Here is a 21,479-nt window from a genome sequence, read left to right on the forward strand (position 1 = left end):
GTCATGCCCCTCATCTAGAGCGTGGCCGGCAGGGAAAAACCGGGTCCGGATAACAGAACCGTGACCGACGGCAATCCCGGCCGAGGAGTACGTTTCCCGCAGCCAACAAGGAATCCTCATGCGGTGGATCGTCCGCTTCGTCGTCGCACTGGTGATCATGGCCGCATTGCTGGCAGCGGTCGGATTGATATTCCTGCCTCGCTACGTCTCGGTCAGCCGATCGGTTGTGATCAGCGCGCCGGCGAGCGCAGTATGGCCCTATGTCTCGGATCTGCGGCGGTTCAACGAGTGGTCGCCATGGGCGGGCATCGATCCGCAGGGAACCACCTACGCCTATGAAGGCGCCGACTCCGGCGTCGGCCAGACGATGCACTGGTCGAGCGCACACGAACAGGTGGGCTCGGGAACCCAGGAAGTGATCGCCATTGATCCTGGCCGGTCCGTCGAGACCAGGCTCGACTTCGGCGAGATGGGAACCGCTCAGGCGGGCCTTACCCTGACGCCGAACGAGGGAGCCACGGAGGTGACCTGGGATTTCCGGACGGATCTCGGCGTCAACCCGGTCGCGCGATGGTTCGGCCTGATGTTCGACCGATGGGTGGGCAACGACTACGAGAAGGGTCTGGCGCGGCTGAAGGAACGGGTGGAGAGCGGGCCGTCCGCGTCTCAATAGTTCCGCGTGCGATGACTGTCGCCGCCACCAGTCAGGGCCAGCAAGGCACCGAGCGCAAACGCCACGATCAGCGCCGCGAACACGATCTCGCGCCAGGAAAACACCGCAACACCGGTTTGCCCTTGCACGAACACCGGAGCCATCGGGCGAGCCTCTGATCTGCCCACATCCGCGTTGATCGTCCGGACGGGGACCGAGTCGCGCAAGGTCCAGTGTCGGACCATAGGGGCGTTCTCGAAGGCAGCCGGTGCGGGAGCGGCGGACGGCGTGACGTAGCTGACCACCGCGGTACCATCCATCTCGACCGGAGGCAGGCCGGTTCCTCCGGCATCGACCGACAACACCTGCACACCAGCGTCGGAGCCGTCCGGGAAGGCCGGATCAGCGGCCGCTCCGGACACCTGGCCGGCCAGGGCCATCATGGCGGTCACCATGAACATGATCGCAAGGTCGAAATGAAAACGGTCGGCTACTGACCGTACTCTGCCTGTCAACGCGGCAGCCGATGCGGAGCCACTGCCAGTGCTCCGGTCGAGCTGCCCGACGGCGGAACGGGGCGACATCGAACTCTCCAGGTGGATGCAGACGAGCACCCATATGCGCTTACCTTTCCGGCGCGCTTTGGTCGGCTTCTTGTCGGAGCCGGACAGATTCCAAGGCGCGAATGTGGCGCAAGGCCGCAGGCCGGTCCGCTACTGCTGTCGCAACTCGTCCGGCGCTGCCGCGGTGAGCCGGTCCGGAGCCGCAGAGACGCTGCTCTGGACGATCTGCTCCTGCGACAAAAGTCCTTCCGCTATGAGGATCACTCCCACCACGAATATCGCGGCCAGCGTGGCGACTACGACGCGCTCGACCGGTCCGGCGCTCCGCAGCCACCACCCGAGGCCGTGCCTCTCCTCCGGCATCAGCGCACACCGACCCGGCGACCGAGATCGCGCCACATAGTGAAGGTCAATGCGGCCAGGCCCGCAAACAGGACGAGAATGAGTCCGGCGGCAACCGACCGGGTACTCATCACCGTGCCCTCTCCGGAGGGCTGGCCGACGAGTTGAGGCGGCGGCAGGCCGGGAGTCAGCGCCGGTGACGACATGCCCAGGAACGCGACCTGATAGGTAGCATCGGATTGGATGGTTCCGTCGGGTTCCATGGCGGGTGCCGCCGCCGGCAGGGCGCAGACCAACGCGAGCCCCAGCAGAGCTGCACGAAAGACCCCGCCTCCGGTGGTCCGGCCGGATGCGGCGTCTGTGCCAGTTGCCTGATGCGTTCTGGTGGTTGTCATCGTTCGACCCTCCGGTCCGGCTGCTCACGAACACTGGACGCGAAGAGAGCGGACCATTCCGGCTTCGGTTGGCCGGGATATGGGCATGAACGGACAGAAACAGCGGCGCTTTTGCGGCTTTTCCGTTACCAAATCGTAACTGTCTGTTTCACAACTGTATCGGCGATCGCGGGGGGACGCGTAAGGTCAAGCCATAGCCTCGGTTTCGCGCCGCATCATCACTGCAAGGTTGTCGGCCAGCGAAACATCCGCAAACGTGACCATGCCGCCGGCCGGAATATCGGTCGACAGTTTCACGCCGTGCGCCAGTCCGATCGGAAGCGCCCCAAGATCGACGCTCCTTGCGGCCGGTACCAGCTTGCCCCAGACCGTGTACCCGCCTTCCCCGTCGAGGATCTCGCCAGCCTTGAGGTCGCGTTTCGCGATCGCCGCGACGTCTCCCTGGAAGATGCGCGTCGCACCGGTGGCCTCGCCGCGGAGCGCTGCGTTGAGCACCGAGATCGAAAGCTCCAGGCCGATCAGGTGATATGGCTTGTACATAGCCGCATAGCGGCCGCTGGCATCCGTCCGCAATCCGTACTGGCGAAAGCAGGCCGCCGCGTAGTCGTTCGGCGCCTCGAGCACGACATAGACACCCCACCTGAGATCGCGGAACACTGGCCGGACGTCCCGCTCCAGGCTCGACACCACCTCGACCATGCCATTCGCTTCCAGCACCCCGCCCTCTTCGCGGGACCTGAGCACATGCGCCAGATCGTCGACGCCGCAGGGCGGGAACTGCAATCCGTCCGAAGGAACCGCGAGACCGGTCGCATTGGCAATGGCGGCCATCTCAATTGCGGATTTCGTGCCGTCCAGGAAGGAGTTGAACATCTGCGCATTCATGCCGGCCGCGGCGGCCTGCTCCGACGTCAGCCCATAATGGACCCACACGTCGTCCGGCGTCACCTCGTGAAACCACGGCAGGTACTTCGTGCCCTTGCCCGCCGCAACCACGCGGAAGCCGCAAGCTCGAGCCCAGTCGACCATTTCGCAGGTCAGTGCCGGCTGGTCGCCGTAGGCCATGGAATACACCACCCCCGCCTGACGTGCGCGCCTGCCAAGCGCCGGTCCGGCAAGAACATCCGCCTCCACGTTGACCATGACGATGTGCTTGCCGGCCTCGAAGGCGGCCAGAGCATGGGCAATTCCCGCCCGTGGATTTCCGGTAGCCTCGATCACCACTTCGACGTCGTCGCGGTCGCAGAGAGCCAAACCGTCTTCGCCGAACGCCGTCGCCTCTAACCGCTCCTCGCTCCATCCGACCGTCCGGCACGCAGCCTTTGCCTTTTCGATGTCCAGATCGGCTATCGCGGAGACATCGAGACCAACTATCGTCGGCACCTGGGCGAGGAACATCGACCCGAACTTTCCCGCGCCGATAAGCCCCACGCGGACCGGGGCGCCGGCCTCCCGTCGCGCCGCAAGCAATGCCATCAGGTTCATGAGCGTCCCTCTCCGCGCTTATCAAGGGAACGCCTTAGCGGATGGAGTGTGACGACGCCAGAATTGGCGGCCATTAATCCGATTTTTGGAAATGTTCCGGACTTGCCGGAACGCCAGGGCCACTTTCCATGGACCCAACGCGCCGGCGCTCTCAGTCGGCGCCGGCGCGGCCCGGGATCAGTACCCGGGAGGGTAAGGCTGGTATGTATAGGCGCCCTGCGGCACGTAAACGACCTGCGGGGGCCGCATGTAGTACGGTGCGGGAGTGCCTCCATAGACATCGCCGGGGGCGCTGTAGGCCTGCCCGGGCACACGGCCGCCTGGATAGAGGTAGCGCGACCGCTGCTGGTTGTAGACCTCGTTGTGCCAGGCCTTCCAGCTCGTGCCGGTGTCTTCCGTGTGCGGGAGGAACGATTCCGCCAGGGCCGGAGCGCCGGAAGCCATTCCGAGGGCGATCGCAGCTCCAAGGATCAGTGACTTACGCATGATCGGTTCCTTTCCGATTGTCGCTGCAGCGGAGGCCGTGGCCCCGCCGCAGCATGTTCGGGGGACTACTGGCAGAAGTGTCTCTGGCCGTCGTACCCGAGATACGTCCCGCTGTTCCGGTCGAAGGAGCGATACTTGCTTTCGCAATACTGGTACCAGGCCGGGGACCAGGGCTGCATCGATGTCGACTGCCGATAGACCGGAGCCGGGGCAGACGCCGCGCTTCCGATCATTGCGCCGACCGCGAGCCCGGCGATGCCGGCTGCGACCGCCGCCCCGTTGTCGTCACGGTCGTATCGCCACCCGTAGCCGTAGTAGTTGGGATTGGGATGGTGGTTGTATCCCGGACGATAGGGGCCGTAGCTCTTGCCGGGGCCGCTCCAGTTCGGGCTGCGGTTGAAGGATTCCGCCGAGGCGGCCAGCGGGGCCGCTGCGATCGCCAAGGCGGCGCCTAAAGTGAGCAAGCGTGTACGCAAATTCATGGCGCTCTCCTGTGTCAGGCGCATCTTGTCCGGCCGGCAGACCACCGATACCCCTCGGGCCGCGACGCGCATCATCTGAGTAAACAAACGCTTAACGGGCCTCCCCGTTGCATGGCCATTTCGCGGCAATCCTGCGGCCGAACAGCGTTGCCGGAAGGCCTTTCCACTTGCGCCTCAAGCCGGTCGCCACTACGGTCCGCGCCGTTTCCATCGCAGCCCTCACGCAAGCCCCGGGAGAAACGGGTCATGGCCTTCCTTGCCGACGCACTTGGCCGCATAAAGCCGTCCGCCACCATCGCCGTTACCAACAAGGCTCAGGAACTGAAAGCCGCCGGTCGCGACGTCATCGGGCTCGGCGCCGGCGAGCCGGATTTCGATACCCCGGCGAACATCAAGGACGCCGCGATCCGGGCGATCGCCGAAGGCAAGACCAAGTACACGATCGTCGACGGCATCCCCGAACTGAAGGGCGCGATCGCCCGGAAGCTTCAGCGCGAGAACGGCCTGACCTACGAACCCTCCCAGATCAGCGTCGGCACCGGCGGCAAGCAGGTACTGTTCAATGCCCTCATGGCGACGCTCAATCCGGGCGACGAGGTCATCGTGCCGGCGCCGTACTGGGTGAGCTACCCCGAGATGGCAGCCCTGTGCGGCGGTGTCTCGGTCCCCGTCGAGACGTCGGTGGAAGCAGGCTTCAAGGTGACACCGGAGGCGCTCGAGGCCGCGATCTCGCCGAAGACAAAGTGGCTCATCTTCAACTCGCCATCCAATCCATCCGGTGCGGCCTATACGCGCGACGAGATCAGGGCGCTGACCGACGTTCTGATGAAGCATCCGCACGTCTGGATCATGACCGACGACATGTACGAGCACCTCGTCTACGACGAGTTCGAGTTTACCACCATCGCTCAGGTCGAGCCCGGCCTCTACGAGCGAACGCTGACGGTCAACGGCGTGTCGAAGGCCTACGCGATGACGGGCTGGCGCATCGGCTACGGAGCGGCGCCGGCGAACCTGATCAAGGCGATGCGTACCATCCAGTCGCAGTCGACCTCCAATCCGTGCTCGATTTCGCAGTATGCCGCCATAGAGGCGCTCGACGGCCCGCAGGACTTCATCGCGAAGAACAATGCGGTCTTCAAGGAGCGCCGCGATCTGGTCGTCTCGATGCTGAACCAGGCGAACGGGATCGCCTGCCCTACTCCGGAAGGCGCATTCTACGTCTATCCGAGCTGCGCTGGCACGATCGGCCGAACGTCAGCCGCCGGCAAGCTCATCGCGAACGACGAGGACTTCGTGACCGCACTGCTGGAAGAGGAAGGCGTCGCGGTCGTCCAGGGTTCGGCCTTTGGCCTCGCGCCGTTCTTCCGCGTGTCCTACGCCACCTCGACTGACGCGCTTGAAGAGGCCTGCACGCGTATCCAGCGCTTCTGCGGCGGCTTGCGATAGGTTCCCTGCCTCGCGGCGCAGGCAGGCTGGTCCTGCTGCCGGAGCGAGGCCGTTGGCCGCGCTGGGCCGGCAGCAGGTCGCCCGACCAAAAGTCGCGGCCCTCGAAAGTGTTTGTTGTACGGCTGAATCGCGTCGCGTAAGGTGCCGCCGCGGCCGCTGGACGCCGCCTGTCTGTATTGCCCATTACATCTTCATATTGAGGACTCACGATGAGCCGTTTCCTGCGAACACTCGCCTACACTTGCCTGCTCGCCTCGGGGGGCGCGCTGCTTGGCAGCCATTCCGCAGACGCGCAGTCTGCGGGGTTCAAGTCCGCCGTCGGTGCCCCGGGCCACAAACTCGAAAGCACGGCTGCCGGCGAACCCTCCGACACCGTCAGGAGCCCGATGCCGTTGGTCGATCCCAGCGTCTTCGAGGGCACCGCCGCCAAAGCCCCCGGTCTTCCGATGGATGGCGCCGCCGGCGCCTCCAACGCACCCGACGCGTCGTCGCCTGAAGCCTATGGCGGCTCGTCGGCTGTCTACACGACTGCCCGGGTCGCGGTGACGAGCCTGGGCAACTCGAAGAACGTCAAGATGACCCCGGTCACGAGCGCTCCGTACCGCGCCACCGGGAAGATCTACGCGCGCTGGGGCAATGACTGGTATGTCTGCACGGCCTCCTTGGTCGGCAAGAGCGTGCTGATCACCGCCGCGCACTGTGTGTTCTTCTACGGTGAAGGCGCCAACGGCTGGGCCGACGAAGTCCAGTGGATCCCCGCGAACTACAGCGCCAACAGGAACAAGGGACCGTATGGCCTGTACAAGGCCAAGGACCTGATAGTGCCGACGCCTTATGTCGAAGGAACGGACACCTGCCATCCCAGCGCGCCCGGCGTGGTCTGCAACAACGATATCGCCGCGATCGTCCTCAACAAGAGGAAGAAGAAGTTCGCGGGCAACATCGTCGGCTGGTACGGCTACGGCTGGAACGGCTACAGCTACAACAACTCCGAATTCCTCAACAACATGAACGTCGTCCAGGTGACGCAGCTCGGATATCCGCTCGCCTTTGACGGCGGCTACCAGATGCAGCGCACCGACTCCGTCGGCTGGTTCATCAAGGACGGGCAGCTCAAGGGCACGCAGATCGGCTCCGCACAGACCGGCGGCTCCAGCGGTGGCCCGTGGATGGCGAACTTCGGCACCGTTCCGGACGTCAACCCCAACGGCGCATCGCTGGGCAACCAGGCTGCTCCCAATACCGTCATCGGCGTCACCAGCTACGGTTCCACCCAGGTCGGCTACAACTATCAGGGCGCCTCGTACTTCGGCACCAACAAGGAGTATCCGAAGAACAATTACGGGGGTTACGGAGCCGGCAATATCGGCGCCGTGATGGAGTTCACCTGCAAGAAGTACAAGAAGTACTGCTGAGCGAGACGTGACGGGGCGCGGCTCCGGTCGGCACCTCGCGAACACGCAACGCCCGCGCCGCCGGCAGCCATGTCGGCGGCGTTATTTTTCCCGCCCCCTTGCCAGGTTTTTCGAAGCGCGAGGTGGTCGAAAGTAGGCAGGCGCGTTAAGTGGCTAAGGCCTGCCCGACGCCGGAAACCTCCATCATGGCCCCTGCCCTCTCCGTACTGGACCTGTCCCCCGTCACGACCGCCACGCCTCCATCGCAGGCGCTGCGCAATTCGATCGATCTGGCGCGCCATGTCGACGGGCTCGGCTTCCTGCGCTACTGGCTCGCCGAGCATCACAATCTGGCCAACGTCGCCACTACCTCGCCGGCGATCATGATCGGCCAGGTGGCCCAGGCGACCAGCCGGATCCGCGTCGGCTCCGGCGGCGTGATGCTGCCCAACCACGCACCGCTTACCGTCGCCGAGAATTTCCGTACGCTGGAGGCCCTGTTCCCCGGCCGCATCGATCTCGGCCTGGGTCGTGCGCCGGGCACCGACCAGCCGGCCATGGTCGCATTGCGCCGCCGGATGGAAGGCGCTCAGGCGGATGACTTCGTCGAGCGGCTGCAGGAGCTGATCGCCTTCGGCACCGGTTCCTTTCCCGAGCGCCACCCGTTCAGCCAGGTGATGGCGATGCCGACGGATGTGTCCCTGCCGCCGGTCTATATCCTCGGCTCGTCGAATTACGGCGCCCACCTGGCGGCCGCCATGGGCCTCGGCTACGCCTTTGCGCACCACTTCGCTTCATACCCGGCCGACCAGGCGATGCGCGACTATCGCGACAACTTCCGCCCCTCGATCTGGCTCGACGAGCCATATCCCATGCTCGGGGTCTCCGCGGTCTGCGCGCCGAGTGACGAGGAGGCCGAATTCATCGCCGCAACCGTCGACCTTGCCTGGTTCCGCATCCAGCGCGGCGAACGGGCGCCGCTGGCCAGCCCGGAGGCCGCGCTGGCTCTTGATCTCAGTCCGGCGGAACGCGACGTCATGCGCCGAAACCGCGCCCGTCATGCCGTCGGCAGCCCGGTCACCGTAAGGGCACGCCTTGAGGAACTTGCGGCCGAGTGCCAGGTCGAGGAACTGATCGTCACGTCGAACATCTTCGACCACGAGCAACGCAAACGGTCCTACCGGCTTCTGGCTGAGGCGTTCGGCCTGCCGGATCGCGCCTGAGCCGGCAACTGGACAGACCGGCAGCGGCTAGGTTTCTTGGCGCGTCCACTCGATGTCGAGCTGCTCGCGGAAGGCGAACCGCTTGAGATGGTCCGCCACCACGTTCTCCATCCGCTCGGCGCCCTCCGCCGTCTCCGTCTCGAGCGTCATTTCGAGAACGCCGTCGCCGGCCTCGAGGGTGCATGGCCCCGCCGGCAGCGGGATCTCGGCGTGGCCGGCGTCGAAGGTCAGCTCGGGAAACCTGTGCTTCCAGTGCTTGCTGAGCTGCATCAGATACTTGCTTGCATGGTCGGTCCGCACGTTCGAACGAGAGACAATCATTTCCGATGCTCCAGATGAATTGCCGATCGGACGCCGGACCGGGGGCATCCAGGCGCGTGGGTTGCCGCGATATGGGGCGCTCGGCGTCTCCGGGCAACCGGGCAAATTCGACCAAGGCAGGCCGACCGGCGGGAGGCAAGCCTCCAAACGACCACCCTCTCAATGGCGCAGGTCATTCCGTACATCGCCGCGCTGTGACAACATCGCGGGGCTCCCTTGCCCTTTGACAGAAAGCAAGCGCCGATGACTGACCATCCCACCGACCTCTCCGCCTTTTCCCAGCCGCGCTACACTGAAGTGCCGACGTTCATGCGGCTGCCGCTGGCGACCGACTGGTCGGCCGTCGACATCGGACTGATCGGCGTGCCCTACGATGGCCGGGTCACGAACCGTCCCGGCGCCCGTCACGGTCCGCGCGAACTGCGCAGCCAGTCAAGCCTGACGCGCGCCATCCATCACGTGACGAAGTTCAATCCCTTCGACGCGGCCCGCATCGCCGATCTCGGCGACGTACGGTTCGAGCGCCTGTTCGACGGCGACGGCGCCCTCGACGAAATCGCCGACTTCTATGCCAGGGTGAGGCAGGCCGGCATCGTTCCGCTGTCAGCCGGCGGGGACCATACGATCTCGCTGCCGATCCTGCGCGGCCTCGTCGGCGAGGCCGGACCGGTCGGTCTCGTTCATGTCGATGCCCACACCGACACCTGGGATACTTTCCAGGGCTCGAAATACATGCACGGGACGCCGTTTCGCCGCGCCGTCGAGGAAGGACTGATCGACCCCCGGCGAACGGTCCAGATCGGCATCCGCGGCCCCCAGAACTTCCCGGAGGGCTGGGACTACTCGCAGGCATCCGGGATGCGTGTGATGTTCATGGAGGAGGTGGTCGAGAGGGGCATCGCCGCCACGGTCGCCGAGGCAAGGCGTGTGGCAGGCGAGGGACCGACCTACCTCACCTTCGACATAGACAGCCTCGATCCGGCCTTCGCGCCGGGCACCGGCACGCCGGAAATCGGGGGCTTCACCACCCGCGAGGCGCAGGAACTGCTGCGCGGGCTGGCCGGGCTCGACCTGATCGGCGCGGATCTTGTGGAAGTGTCGCCGCCCTTCGATTCCGCCGCCATCACATCCACCGTCGGAGCCGGCCTGATGTACGAGATTCTCTGCCTGCTCGCGGGATCGCTGCTGCGCCGCCGGACCGGCTAGGCCTTCACCTTCCCGGCGTCGGGCAGCCATTTGCGCGGCGGCGGGACGTAGGCGCGGAACGCTGCAAGGAGCGCCGCCGGATCGGTTTCGAAACGCAGCATCGCGGCGTACTCGGGCTTCAGGAACCCGTTCTCGACCATCCGGGCGACCATCTCGCCGATTGGCCGATAGTAGCCGTCTACATCGAGGAACCCGCAGGGCTTTGTGTGGATGCCGAGCTGGCCCCACGTCCATTGTTCGAAAATCTCCTCGAGCGTCCCCGCCCCGCCCGGCAGCGCGATGAAGCCGTCCGAGAGGTCGGCCATCATCGTCTTGCGGTCGTGCATCGAGGTCACGACGTGAAGGTCCGTCAGGCCCGCATGGGCAAGTTCGCTGTCGACGAGCGATTGCGGGATGATGCCGGTCACGCTGCCGCCGGCCGCCAGGGCCGCATCGGCGACGATGCCCATGAGGCCCACCTTGCCGCCGCCATAGACGATCCCGACACCTTCGCGTGCGAGCAGCCGGCCGGTGGCGACCGCCGCCTCGGCGAACTTCGGGTCGTTACCGGCGGAGGAGCCGCAGAATATGCAGATGCGCATGATCCTCATATGCGCACGATTCGCTGCAAGTCGAGTAGCCTTCAGGTCTGAAGGCCATCGTATTCCGTTGACGTAAACGGAAATTTGCCATCGGTTTCAACCGACAGGAACAGCGACAAGGGAGGCCGTCAATGACCGACACACAGATCGACTTCAAATCCGTCCGCTACGAGACCGCCGGCCGGATCGCCACGATCACGCTCGACCGGCCAGACCGGCTCAATGCCATCGACCGCTACATGCCGCAGGAGATCGAAGCCGCGGTGAAACTGGCCAATGGCGACGACGCCGTCCATGTGATCATCCTGACCGGCGCCGGCCGTGCCTTTTGCGCCGGATATGACCTGCAGGAGTTTGCCGAAGGGGCCGGCACGAACCCTGGCATCCAGGACATGCCCTGGGATCCGATGCTCGACTTCAAGTTCATGTACGGCAACACCCAGGCCTTCATGAGCCTGCATCGCTCCTACAAGCCGACGATCGCAAAGATCCGCGGCTTCGCGGTCGCCGGAGGGTCCGACATCGCCACCTGCTGCGACCTGATCGTCATGGCCGAGGACGCCCGGATCGGCTACCCGCCGGCGCGGATCTGGGGCTGCCCGTCGGTGGGCCTGTGGGCATTCCGTGTCGGTGCGCAGCGGGCCAAGCGCATGTTGTTCACCGGCGACCTGATCGACGGCCGCACCGCCGTGGACTACGGCCTGGCGATCGAGGCCGTGCCGGCCGTCGGGCTGGATGACGCGGTGCAGGCGCTTGCCGGGCGTATCGCCGGCGTGCCGAAGAATCAGCTCATGATGTCGAAGCTCATGGTAAACTCGGCGCTCGAGAACCAGGGTCTGACCACCACCCAGCAGTTCGCCACTTTGTTCGACGGTATCACCCGACATTCGCCCGAGGGCGTGTGGTGGAAGGAGCGGGCCGAAACGGTCGGGTTCAAGCAGGCGGTGCAAGAGCGTGATTCCGGTGACCCGATCGCCGCGGACGCGGAGAAGACGCTGCCTGACTGGCCCTCGCACGAATGAGTTGCGCACTCGAATGGTCCAACGGCATCGCCGTGCCGATAACCGATTGTTGACGCACCGCAATGCATATCAGCCTATGGATATGGCAATATCTGGCGGAGCGCTGGAACAGCCGTCAGGTATTCGACGTTGACAGAGTCATGCGTGGCGGACCGGCCGAGGCCGGCCGAACCGAAACACCTACAAACAAGGAGTTAGAAATGCGCGGATTTGCTGCTCTTGCCGTCGCCACGGCCCTCGCCGCCTGGACGGCGCCCGCCGCCGCTCAGGATCACGTCGAAGCCGGTCTTCTCAATTGCACGGTCGCTGGTGGCATGGGCTTTGTGGTGGGGTCGACCAAGGACCTCACCTGCAACTTCGAGCGGGCCGACGGCACCATCGGGCGGTACGCCGGTGTCATTCGCCGCTTTGGCCTCGACATTGGCGAGACCAAGGAAACGGTCATCGTGTGGGGCGTTCTGGGCCCCAGCAAGCAGGTGGCCCCCGGATCGCTTGCAGGCTCCTACAGCGGCCTGTCGGCCGAGGCGACGGTCGGCGTCGGCGTCGGCGCAAACGCACTCATCGGCGGCTCCAACCGGTCAATCGTCCTGCAGCCGCTCAGCGTCCAGGCCCAGGAAGGCCTCAACATTGCGGCAGGCGTCTCTGCACTCGAGCTGAACTACCTGCCGTAAGCACGCGAGTTTCTGTCTCTCGGAAGGGCGCCTCCCCGCGGGGCGCCCTTCGCTTATTTGCCGATTAAAATTTTCGATGCCCTCTTTGCCCCGATGCGGTAGGCTCCGGTCATATTGACGACGAAGCCGGGGCTGCGGGCCGCTGTTGTGCCGCCTCCCCTCCAGTTCTGCCCAGCCCGCCTGGGGCCAAATTGATGGGAACCACAATGGCTATTGAAGCAGGAGCAAAAGCCCTTCGCAATGCCGACCGGATGTCCCGGCCGCGCCTGTTCGCGGTTGTGGCGGTGACGTTTGCGGCCATCGCGTTCGGCACTCCGGCATCGGCCGCGGGCCTGCTGGAGCCCATCCCGCGCGCGGAAAGCGAGGCGGTCGTGACGCAGGCCTCCCCGCAGACGGTACGCCGGCAACTGGTGCGCATCGATGCCGGATACATGGAGGCGACCGTTGCGCCGCGGGGTGCCGACAAGACACCGGATCGGCTAGAAATGGCACCCGAGGCAGGCGCGGTACGCCTCGAGCTCTTCCCTGAGGTCTCCCTCACGGTCGACCGGAACAGCCTGAAGAAGGCCTCTGGTGGGGGCTACATCTGGTCGGGCAGCATCCGTGGCGGCGACGGCGGATATGCGGTTCTGGTCATCAAGAACGGCCGGGTCACGGCGCAGATCCAGACCGGCAGCAAGCTCTACCGGATTGCTCCAGTCGCCGGCGACATCCACGGCGTCGACGAACTCGATCCCGGAGCCTTCCCGCCCGACACCGCCGTATCGCCGCCGGCACCCCCCGATCAGGGGATGACGGTACCGGAACTGACCAACCCTGAAGCTTTGACACGCGTCCGCGTCCTGTTTCCCTACACAAAGGCGGCGCAGCAGCAGAGCGGCGGCATCGCCGCCGACATCGACCTCGCCGTATCGCTGATGAACCTCGCCGCCAGGAACGGCGGAGCCAGGGTGCGCTACAAGCTCGCCGGCAAGCTGAAGGTGCGGCGATATTCGGAAGGGTCGTTTTCCGAGGATCTCGCGGCCGTGTCCGCCGGCAAGGGGAAATTCAGGTCGACGCGCAAGAAGCGCAATGCGGCGAAGGCCGACATCGTCGTACTGCTCCGCTCCAGCGGTTCCTTCTGCGGCCTCGGCTGGTACATCGAGAATCCCAATGCCTCGACCGCCGACTACGGCTTCAACGTCACCGCGATCAACTGCATTTCCAACCATTCCGTAGCGCACGAGACCGGGCACAACAGCGGGCTGGAACACGACCGCTATCAGCTCGTGACTTACGAAGGCCAGCCCGAACCGCCGAATACGAAGTACAATTTCGGCTATACGAACCTGAAGGCTGACGTACGTTCGGTGATGGCCTACAACGCCGAATGTGGAGACAAGCAGCCTGACCGGTCCTGCCCCCGCGTTCCGATGTTCAGTTCGTCCAAGAAGAAGTATGAGGGAGCCAAGCTGGGACAGCGGCGGGGCCGCAAGGGCGCGGCCGACGCCAGCAGGCGTCTCAACGAGACACGGGCAGGCGTGGCGAGCTACCGCTGACACGCAGCAAGAGACGCATCGCAAATTCCCGACGGCTCGCCGGATAGGCGGGTCGCCAAACAGAATCGGGTCCGACCGGTGCAAGCCGGGCATTGCATCCTATATGCCCCTTGACCGACCGTCGCTGAGCCGGCGGCGCCTTTCGCGCTGCCGGCGAATGGCGGGCCGTCTGACGTGGCGCTGCAAATGATCCGATTCTTCGAAACACTCATCAATCCGACTGAGGTGCCCGAAAGGCCGGAGCCGCCCACAGGCCTGGCTGCCTTCTACTGGCACTTCGCCCGGCAGGCGAAGGGGCTGTTCGCGCTTCTGCTGGTGGTCGAGATCGCGCTTGCCCTCTCGGATGCGGCCGTCCCGTGGATCATCGGACGGCTTGTCACCCTGGTGACGAGCACGCCGCCCGACCGGTTCCTGGCAGACACATGGCCGATGCTGCTCGGCATGGCCGCGGTCATACTGCTGGTCCGGCCCGCGGCCACGGTCGCGCGCTCGATCGTTTCCAATCAGGCGCTGTCCGGTCCGTTCTCGAGCCTCGTGCGGTGGCAGAGCCACTGGCACGTGGTTCGCCAGAACTGGGCATTCTTCCAGAACGATTTCGCCGGCCGCATCTCCAACCGGGTGATGCAGACGGGCTTTGCGCTTCGCGAAAGCCTCACGTCCTCCATTACGGCGGTCTGGTACATCGTGGTGTATGGCGTCACGGCGATCGTGCTGCTCGCCGCGGCGGATCTCTGGCTGGCCGCGCCGGTGGTGCTCTGGTTCGCCGGATACGTGGCGGTGCTGTGGTACTTCGTGCCGCGCATGCGGGTGCGCTCGCGGCGCATGTCGGAGGCGCGGTCGAGCCTCATGGGCCGCATCGTCGACAGCTACACCAATATCCTGACGGTCAAGCTGTTTGCGCGGGCGCGGGAAGAAGACGACTTCGTTCGCGACGGGGTAGATCGCCACACCGCCCGCGTCGCCGAGCAGCTCCGCCTGTTCACCGCCTTCGCCGGAACCCTTTCGTTTCTCAATGCCGGGCTGATCGCGGGCTCGGGCGCGCTTGCCGTCGGGCTGTGGACGAGCGGCCGCGTCGAGGTCGGCGCGATCGCCATGACACTGCCGCTGACCTTCCAGCTTACCAACATGTCGCGCTGGATCGCCTTCCAGATCACCTCGATCTTCGAACAGATCGGCGTCGTGCAGGAAGGCATGCAGACGATCGCCAGGCCGATCGGGCTGACCGACAAGCCCGGCGCGCCCGATCTCGTGGTGACCGACGGCGAAATCCGCTTCGAGGACGTCAGTTTCGGCTACGGGCAGCAGGCCGGCGTGATCGAGGACCTTTCGCTGACCGTGCGACCCGGGGAGAAGATTGGTCTCGTCGGGCGTTCCGGGGCCGGCAAGTCGACGATGGTCAATCTGCTGTTGCGCTTCTTCGATGTGGAGAAGGGCCGCATCGTGATCGACGGGCAGGACATATCGGAAGTCACCCAGGAGTCGCTTCGATCAGCCATATCCGTCGTCACGCAGGACACCTCGCTGCTGCACCGTTCGATCAGCGAGAACATTTCCTACGGCCGGCCGGGTGCCACCAGCGAGGACATACGGCGAGCCGCCCGCCTTGCCCATGCCGAGGAATTCATCGATGCGGTGGTCGACTGGAAAAACCGGCGCGGCTTCGAGGCCCATGTCGGAGAGCGCGGCGTCAAGCTCTCCGGCGGCCAGCGCCAGCGCATAGCGATCGCGCGGGTGATCCTGCGCGATGCGCCGATTCTCGTGCTCGACGAGGCGACCTCCGCGCTCGACTCCGAGATCGAGGCGGCGATCCAGTCGAGCCTCGACACGCTGATGCGCGACAAGACCGTCATCGCAATCGCACACAGGCTGTCGACCATCCACCGGATGGACCGGCTCGTGGTGATCGACCGCGGCCGCATTGTCGAATCGGGAAGTCACGAGGAATTGCTTGCCCTGGACGGCCACTACGCCCGCCTCTGGCACAGGCAATCGGGCGGATTTCTCGGCCAGGCCGAGGACGGCGAGGCCGACGATGCCTCTCAGGCCGCCGAGTGAATGGGGCGGAGTTCGCGGAATTCCGGCCCGTTCATGTCGGGTTCAGCAAGGGCGGGCTTGTATGGCGCGATGAAGATGGTGGCACGCCCACATGCCCCGGATCGGAGCGAACGCAATGACCGGAGAAGCGTTGCCACCTATATAACCGTTCAGACCCGTTTGAGTGAAAGGACGTCCCCATGCTTTCGCTTTCCCGCTCGCTAGTGGCGGCCGCGGCGCTCGGTACGTTTGCCGCGCTGCCCGCTACGGCAAACGCGTCGGTCAGTGCATTCGCCACAGGCAACGTCAACATGCGTACCTGCGGCAGCACCAGCTGCCCTCGCGTCACCACGGTTCCCGTCGGCGCTCCGGTCGTCATCTACCAGTGCACTTCCGGGTACGGCTGGTGCGACACGCAGTATGGCGGCTATCGCGGCTGGGTGTCGGGCCGCTATCTCCAGGCCAATGCGCCCGGCTATTCCTCGCCGAGCCCGCTGCCGGCGATCGGTGCCCTGCTCGGCATCGGCATCATCGGAGCCGCGATCGCCAACAACAACTACTACAACTACAATCCGTATCCCTACTACTACCCGGGATGGCGGCCGCCCTATAACTATCGGCCGTATCCCTATCGCCCCTATCCGGTGAAGCCGTGGACGCCGCCGCGCGGCGGCTACTCGCCGAGCTTCCCCGGCGGCGGCAGCGGCAGCTTCGGCCGCGGCGGTCGCTGATCGGCCCGCAAGCCAGAGGCAGGAAGAACAGGCGGCGGCTTGGCAGGGTCGCCGCCTTTTTTCGTTTTGCTGCTCCGACAAAAAATGGCGGCCCCCCGAGGGGAGCCGCCATCCTGTCAGGCAGCGGCGGGCGGCGTGGCCGCCCGCCGGTATCGCGTATGCTCAGAACTTGTAGCTGGCGCGCGCGCGGGCGATCACACCGTCGTGGTCGTAGTTGGCGGTGATCGAGGTGCCCGCCGGCGGAATGAAGCCGGCGACCGGCACACCCGGAACCGACGTGCTGCCCAGGTCGAAGTACAGGACTTCGGCGCCGAGGATGAAGTTGTCGGTCATCGCGTACTCGAGACCGGCACCAACGACCCAACCCCACTCGGTGTCGGAACCGTCACCCACGTAGACCTGGTTGATGGTCGGATAGCCCCAGCGGAAGTTGTCGTCGACGCCGCCAGCGGCGAGACCGCCGGTTGCGTAGATCAGGGTGCGATCGACGGCGACACCCAGACGGCCACGCAGGGTGGCGAGCCAGTTGATCTCGCTGGTGGAGGTGAACGATCCGGCAGCGAACGGCGGCACGAAGCTGGCGAACCCGGCGCCGCCATTCATGTCGCTGTATTCGATGTCGGCTTCGATACCCAGCACGAACTGGTTGATCTGCCAGTTGTAGCCGGCCTGCGCACCGCCGACGAAGCCGTCAGTGTCGTAGGACAGGCCCCCGACGCACGATCCGGCCACAAGGCACGGACCGAAGAAGGCCGCGCCCGGATCCGTGAAGCTCATGTTGGCGCCGCCGTTCTGACCCCAGCCGTACCCGGCGTTGAGGCCGAGGTAGAAGCCGGACCAATCCCAGAGCGGGACGGCCGTCACGACCGGCGGCGGGGTGTACTGCGGCATGTCGGCTGCTTTTGCGGCCATGGGAGCAAGTGCTGCCATCGAAACGGCACCTGCAACGAAAAGAATACGCTGGTTCAACATCTGTAACTTTCCTTCTTAAGTCGGCCCTCGGGACACCCTCGGTTCCCTACGAGCGGAAAACGCGTTCCGTTTTCTCGTGGTACCTCGACGTGGCCTTACACGCAGGCGAAATTTGGGCAGAACACGGTAAAGCGGAAGTGAATCTGTGGCCCCTGGCATTGATTCATTTTCGCCGTTGCGAAGTTGCAACAGATTTCCGTGTGAAGCCTCCGCCCCGATCCCGCTTGAACCGGTCTTGCGCCGCGAACCCAAACGCCTTGGCCCCAAGTCTCCCGGAACCTTATCATAGTTGGCTGAAAATTGTCAGGGCGGAGCTGGATTTTCGAATCCCTGGCCCGGATGGTGTCGGGCGACCGGGTCGCGGCATCGAGACTGTCCGATCTCCAGCGGCCAGTGCGTCAGGCGATAGGCGGGTGATCGGCAAGATGATAGAAACGTTCGGACCCGTTTCAGGCAGGAGGATTGTATGATGCGTCGCCGCTTCCCGGGGGTCTCCACACTCGGAACACTGGCATTGGTGCTGACCGCGGCGTTGATGGCCGAGGTCCCCGCTGCCGAGGCAGCGAGGTGCCAGCCGCCGGAAGGGTTCAACTCGTTCATAGCGCAGTTCAAGGCCGAGGCAGCGGACATGGGCGTGTCCCCGGCCGCACTGGCTACGCTCGACGGGGTGACCGAGGACAAGCGCGTCCTCTCGCTCGACCGCAATCAGAAAGCCTTCAACATGAGCTTCGAGCAATTCGCCGCCCAGCGGATTACCTCGGGGCGACTCAACAAGGGCAAGGCCCTCCTGAAGCAGTACAGCAGCCTGCTCGCCTCGCTCGAGCAGCGCTACGGCGTGCCCGGGCCGGTGATCGTGGCGATCTGGGGCCTGGAGACAGACTATGGCGGCAACATCGGCAACATGTCGTCCATCCGCTCGCTCGCCACGCTGGCCCACGATTGCCGCCGGACGCAGATGTTCCAGCTCGAGTTGCTCTCCGCACTGCAGATCATCCAGCGGGGCGACATGACGCCGGCGGAGATGCGGGGCGCATGGGCGGGCGAACTCGGCCAGACACAGTTTCTCGCCTCCAACTATGTGAAATTCGCGGTCGACTACGACGGCAACGGCCGGCGCGATCTGATCCGCAGCGTGCCGGACGCCCTCGCCTCCACTGCGAACTACCTGAAGGCGCACGGTTGGCGCCGTGGCCAGCCCTGGCAGGAGGGCACGGCCAATTTCGCGGTGATCCAGAAGTGGAACAAGTCCTCGGTCTATTCCCGCACCATAGCCCTCTTCGCCACCAGGCTGGCCGAGGGATGAGCCGCGCGGCGCAAGGGTCGGCCCGCCGGCGAGGATAGCGGCGCAAATCCGTCGATTGAGATCGTTTGCGGCGCGGCGGCGGTTGAACGAAGGTCTTTTCGAGACCGCGCAACCCCGTGCCCGCGGCCGGCGTTCATTGGTGCCGGTCCCGAGAGGATCCGGTCAGTGCAGATCCTGCATTGAACCAATGGAGACGTGTCATGCCTTCGAACCAGCCCAACCCCGGCAAGGAAACGAAGCAGGCGCCCGGCAAGAACCGGACCGGGCAGGAAGACAACCACGGCGAAAGGAATCGCGACGCCGGCCATTCCGGCGATCGCGACAAGGCCCACTCCGCCGATCGCGACCGCAAGTCGGGTCGTGACGAACGGCGGTAGCGCCCCAACCTGCCCGCACGCCCGAAGGCGTGCGGGCACACGTTCCGTACACCCCGGTCTTGCTCTTATCCTTCATTTCTGCAGCACAGAGGCTTCCGATGCCCAAACTTGGCGCAAGCAGGGTTCGGCCCGACATCCGTTTGGCGTCGATCGGCGGCGGGAAACGCATCGGACCGCACGAAACGCGCCGAAGTCGGTCCAAGATGAAAATTCCATCAGGAACTGGCGTCAAATTGGGCTTGTGATCTGCTGGTCGTCGACCTATATGTTGCATCGCAGCATCGTTCGCGGTGCTGCTGCCCTCCTTGGGCGTTTCCTCCCTAGACTTGGGCCGTCCGGTACCCCCGGGCGGTCTTTTTTTTTGCCCGTGGACGCACTTGGTCGCCGTCCCCGGCCGAGGTCGTCCCTGCCCGCAATCAACCAAGACCCTCACTGCGTTAATCGAATCGATTTGACAACTTATGCGTGCTGCCCAATAGTTCTCTTCGATCAGAGGGCGAAATGGTTTGGCAGCTGGGTGAATTGATACAGGCCTGCCTGATTGCCTGGATGGCCGCATTGGCTGCGGTCGTCGCTATGAAACTTTTCTCCGGTCGCATCTCGCTGAACGGCATTCTCGCGGCCACCCCGAATGGCGGCTTCGATCCCACCCGGGTGCAAAGCGCACTGATCTTTTTATTCATTATCGGCGGCTATGCGCTTCAGGGGCTCGACGCGGTCGCGACACGCGGTCCGATGCCGGAGATTCCCGAAACGCTGCTGGTGCTGCTGACCGGCAGCAACGGAGTCTATCTGACCGGCAAGATCGTTCGGCACCGAATGGCGGGTTGAGGAGCACCGTCCCATGCAACAGACGACCATCGCGCTAATAGGGTTCTATGTGATCATCGCGATCATGCTCGGCTTCGCCGCGATGGTCCTGTTGAAGATCATCAACGGGACCATCGACCTCGACGGGCTCGTTTCGGAGCCCATCAATCCCCAGCATCCCCAATTCACCGGGAAGGCCAGCCTCTCCCGGTTCCAGTTCCTGATCTTCACTTTCGTCATAGCCGGCCTGTACCTGTTGCTGCGCATCGAGCACGGCACCTTCGTCGACATTCCGGAGACCGTGCTGGGACTTCTCGGTATCAGCGGCGGCAGTTTCGTCGTCTCCAAGGCGGTCGGAAACATGGAGGGGGCGTCCCCCAAGACGCCGGCGAATACCCCCGTCGCACCTCCCTCCCCGACCGCCGGAGGAACCGGCAGCCCCGCCGGTGGTCCCCAATGACCGTGCCGCCGCGAGACTGGCGCGGAAGAGCCCTGTGGCTGGTTGCCGGTCTGGGTGCCGCTCTCGCGTCCACGCCAGGCGGCGCCGCAACCGATTCCTGTCCCAAGGCGCCCGCCTCCGTCGGCGACCACGGTCCGCAGACCTGCCGCCAGATATGGGCGGAGATCGGCATGCCCGAATACGAGGACGGCATCGACCAGTGCATCACGCCGATCTGCCATCTCGGGTTTCTCACCGGCCACGATGATCGTCGCAGGTCCCCGGCATGGGTCATCGAGCGCCTGACCCGCGAGATGGTCACCGGCCCGAACAAGCGTCCCGATATCCGTTTCATCCCCGAACAGCACGCCCCCGAAGAAGCCCGGGCACAGGACCGCGACTATACCGGCAGCGGCTTCGACCGCGGACATCAGGCGGCGTCGGCGGATTTCACCGTTTCCCCGGAGATGATGGAGGACACGTTCGTCCTGTCCAACGCGGTGCCGCAACAGGGTATCGGCTTCAATCGCAGCGTCTGGAGGGAACTGGAAAGCCTCACGCAGCAACTCGCGGCCAATCGGGGCACGATCTACGTCATCACCGGCACGGTCCCGCGCGAGAAGGACGCGGTCGTCACCATGGAAGCCGACGCCTGCGGCGCGGAGATCGCGTTCCCGTACCCGGCGAAGGCGGCGATCTGCGAAGCCAACGCCGAGGACATCGAGGCAGAATGCACCGGCGGCGTCGCCGTGCCGATCGCCCTCTACAAGATCATCTACGACCCCGCCCTCAACAGGGTGAACGCCTATCTGATGCCCAACATCAACCACACCCCTCTCAAGAAGCGTGTCAGGACCATCGATTACATTCAGGATTACCGCACCAGCATCGCGACCATCGAAAATCTGACGGGCCTGAAGTTCTTTCCCGACATGACGCGGCGCCAGCGCAGCATCCTCGTCGAAGGCTGCGGCACGACGATGCTGCACTGATCGGCCTGGTG

24 protein-coding genes are annotated in these 21,479 nt (G+C 64.9%); 15 read left to right on the plus strand and 9 right to left on the minus strand.

What is annotated here, in order from left to right; translation table 11 throughout:
* The first annotated feature begins 118 nt into the window (after positions 1-118).
* Positions 119-673, plus strand: a complete 555-nt coding sequence (locus V3328_RS11730; RefSeq protein WP_340329844.1) for an SRPBCC family protein — start codon at positions 119-121, stop codon at positions 671-673.
* On the opposite strand, the gene V3328_RS11735 is transcribed toward V3328_RS11730, so the two are convergent.
* From V3328_RS11735 to V3328_RS11760, 6 genes are all read right to left on the minus strand, one after another.
* Positions 667-1,236, minus strand: a complete 570-nt coding sequence (locus tag V3328_RS11735; protein ID WP_340329845.1) for a hypothetical protein — start codon at positions 1,234-1,236, stop codon at positions 667-669. The genes V3328_RS11730 and V3328_RS11735 overlap by 7 nt on opposite strands.
* A gap of 129 nt (positions 1,237-1,365) precedes the next feature.
* On the minus strand, positions 1,366-1,578 hold the full coding sequence (locus tag V3328_RS11740) for a hypothetical protein (protein WP_340329846.1): 213 nt from the start codon (positions 1,576-1,578) through the stop codon (positions 1,366-1,368).
* On the minus strand, positions 1,578-1,820 hold the full coding sequence (locus V3328_RS11745; protein WP_340329847.1) for a hypothetical protein: 243 nt from the start codon (positions 1,818-1,820) through the stop codon (positions 1,578-1,580). The genes V3328_RS11740 and V3328_RS11745 overlap by 1 nt, the downstream gene beginning before the upstream one ends.
* Before the next feature lie 318 nt (positions 1,821-2,138).
* Entirely contained in the window at positions 2,139-3,437 is a 1,299-nt protein-coding gene (locus V3328_RS11750; protein WP_340329848.1) for an NAD(P)H-dependent oxidoreductase, read from the minus strand.
* 177 nt (positions 3,438-3,614) lie between these two features.
* Positions 3,615-3,923, minus strand: a complete 309-nt coding sequence (locus V3328_RS11755; protein WP_340329849.1) for a hypothetical protein — start codon at positions 3,921-3,923, stop codon at positions 3,615-3,617.
* A gap of 65 nt (positions 3,924-3,988) precedes the next feature.
* Complete coding sequence (locus V3328_RS11760; protein ID WP_340329850.1) at positions 3,989-4,405, minus strand: BA14K family protein; 417 nt, start codon at positions 4,403-4,405, stop codon at positions 3,989-3,991.
* Between the two features lie 246 nt (positions 4,406-4,651).
* Here V3328_RS11760 and V3328_RS11765 point away from each other — a divergent pair, with 246 nt between their 5' ends.
* From V3328_RS11765 to V3328_RS11775, 3 genes are all read left to right on the plus strand, one after another.
* Positions 4,652-5,854, plus strand: a complete 1,203-nt coding sequence (locus V3328_RS11765) for a pyridoxal phosphate-dependent aminotransferase (protein WP_340329851.1) — start codon at positions 4,652-4,654, stop codon at positions 5,852-5,854.
* 209 nt (positions 5,855-6,063) lie between these two features.
* Positions 6,064-7,269, plus strand: coding sequence for a trypsin-like serine peptidase (locus tag V3328_RS11770; protein WP_340329852.1), 1,206 nt, complete (start codon positions 6,064-6,066; stop codon positions 7,267-7,269).
* 185 nt (positions 7,270-7,454) lie between these two features.
* Positions 7,455-8,471, plus strand: a complete 1,017-nt coding sequence (locus tag V3328_RS11775; protein ID WP_340329853.1) for an LLM class flavin-dependent oxidoreductase — start codon at positions 7,455-7,457, stop codon at positions 8,469-8,471.
* Positions 8,472-8,498: 27 nt separating this feature from the next.
* Here the strand turns inward: V3328_RS11775 and V3328_RS11780 are convergent, their stop codons facing one another.
* Complete coding sequence (locus tag V3328_RS11780) at positions 8,499-8,792, minus strand: DUF2218 domain-containing protein (protein ID WP_340329854.1); 294 nt, start codon at positions 8,790-8,792, stop codon at positions 8,499-8,501.
* Positions 8,793-9,035: 243 nt separating this feature from the next.
* Here V3328_RS11780 and speB point away from each other — a divergent pair, with 243 nt between their 5' ends.
* Complete coding sequence (gene speB, locus V3328_RS11785; RefSeq protein ID WP_340329855.1) at positions 9,036-9,998, plus strand: agmatinase; 963 nt, start codon at positions 9,036-9,038, stop codon at positions 9,996-9,998.
* On the opposite strand, the gene V3328_RS11790 is transcribed toward speB, so the two are convergent.
* Positions 9,995-10,579, minus strand: a complete 585-nt coding sequence (locus V3328_RS11790; RefSeq protein WP_378759340.1) for an LOG family protein — start codon at positions 10,577-10,579, stop codon at positions 9,995-9,997. The genes speB and V3328_RS11790 overlap by 4 nt on opposite strands.
* Before the next feature lie 131 nt (positions 10,580-10,710).
* Between V3328_RS11790 and V3328_RS11795 the strand changes: the two genes are divergently transcribed.
* The 5 genes from V3328_RS11795 (at position 10,711) to V3328_RS11815 (ending at position 16,575) form a co-directional block, all read left to right on the plus strand.
* Entirely contained in the window at positions 10,711-11,601 is an 891-nt protein-coding gene (locus tag V3328_RS11795; protein ID WP_340329856.1) for a crotonase/enoyl-CoA hydratase family protein, read from the plus strand.
* A 200-nt stretch (positions 11,602-11,801) separates the two neighbouring features.
* Positions 11,802-12,272 carry a DUF992 domain-containing protein gene (locus tag V3328_RS11800; RefSeq protein WP_340329857.1) on the plus strand — a complete coding sequence of 157 codons (471 nt, stop codon included), beginning with the start codon at positions 11,802-11,804 and terminating at the stop codon, positions 12,270-12,272.
* A gap of 206 nt (positions 12,273-12,478) precedes the next feature.
* Positions 12,479-13,810: a M12 family metallo-peptidase gene (locus V3328_RS11805; RefSeq protein WP_340329858.1), complete on the plus strand. Its 1,332-nt coding sequence runs from the start codon at positions 12,479-12,481 to the stop codon at positions 13,808-13,810.
* Positions 13,811-13,996: 186 nt separating this feature from the next.
* A complete protein-coding gene (locus V3328_RS11810; protein ID WP_340329859.1) occupies positions 13,997-15,865 on the plus strand; it encodes an ABC transporter ATP-binding protein in 1,869 nt (622 codons plus the stop codon).
* Positions 15,866-16,044: 179 nt separating this feature from the next.
* Positions 16,045-16,575 (plus strand): SH3 domain-containing protein, encoded by a 531-nt coding sequence (locus V3328_RS11815; protein ID WP_340329860.1) that lies wholly within the window; start codon positions 16,045-16,047, stop codon positions 16,573-16,575.
* A gap of 162 nt (positions 16,576-16,737) precedes the next feature.
* Here the strand turns inward: V3328_RS11815 and V3328_RS11820 are convergent, their stop codons facing one another.
* The gene (locus V3328_RS11820; RefSeq protein WP_340329861.1) at positions 16,738-17,487 is read right to left on the minus strand and encodes an outer membrane protein; all 750 of its coding nucleotides are present in this window, start codon (positions 17,485-17,487) and stop codon (positions 16,738-16,740) included.
* Between the two features lie 529 nt (positions 17,488-18,016).
* Between V3328_RS11820 and V3328_RS11825 the strand changes: the two genes are divergently transcribed.
* The 5 genes from V3328_RS11825 (at position 18,017) to V3328_RS11845 (ending at position 21,468) form a co-directional block, all read left to right on the plus strand.
* Positions 18,017-18,850 carry a lytic murein transglycosylase gene (locus tag V3328_RS11825; RefSeq protein ID WP_378759366.1) on the plus strand — a complete coding sequence of 278 codons (834 nt, stop codon included), beginning with the start codon at positions 18,017-18,019 and terminating at the stop codon, positions 18,848-18,850.
* Between the two features lie 200 nt (positions 18,851-19,050).
* A complete protein-coding gene (locus V3328_RS11830) occupies positions 19,051-19,227 on the plus strand; it encodes a hypothetical protein (protein WP_340329863.1) in 177 nt (58 codons plus the stop codon).
* Positions 19,228-19,728: 501 nt separating this feature from the next.
* On the plus strand, positions 19,729-20,058 hold the full coding sequence (locus V3328_RS11835) for a hypothetical protein (protein WP_340329864.1): 330 nt from the start codon (positions 19,729-19,731) through the stop codon (positions 20,056-20,058).
* A 13-nt stretch (positions 20,059-20,071) separates the two neighbouring features.
* The gene (locus tag V3328_RS11840; RefSeq protein ID WP_340329865.1) at positions 20,072-20,497 is read left to right on the plus strand and encodes a hypothetical protein; all 426 of its coding nucleotides are present in this window, start codon (positions 20,072-20,074) and stop codon (positions 20,495-20,497) included.
* The gene (locus V3328_RS11845; protein ID WP_340329866.1) at positions 20,494-21,468 is read left to right on the plus strand and encodes a DNA/RNA non-specific endonuclease; all 975 of its coding nucleotides are present in this window, start codon (positions 20,494-20,496) and stop codon (positions 21,466-21,468) included. The genes V3328_RS11840 and V3328_RS11845 overlap by 4 nt, the downstream gene beginning before the upstream one ends.
* The last annotated feature ends 11 nt before the right edge of the window (positions 21,469-21,479 follow it).

Origin of the sequence: Microbaculum marinum, from assembly GCF_037855135.1 — a bacterium.
Lineage (GTDB): Bacteria > Pseudomonadota > Alphaproteobacteria > Rhizobiales > Tepidamorphaceae > Microbaculum > Microbaculum marinum.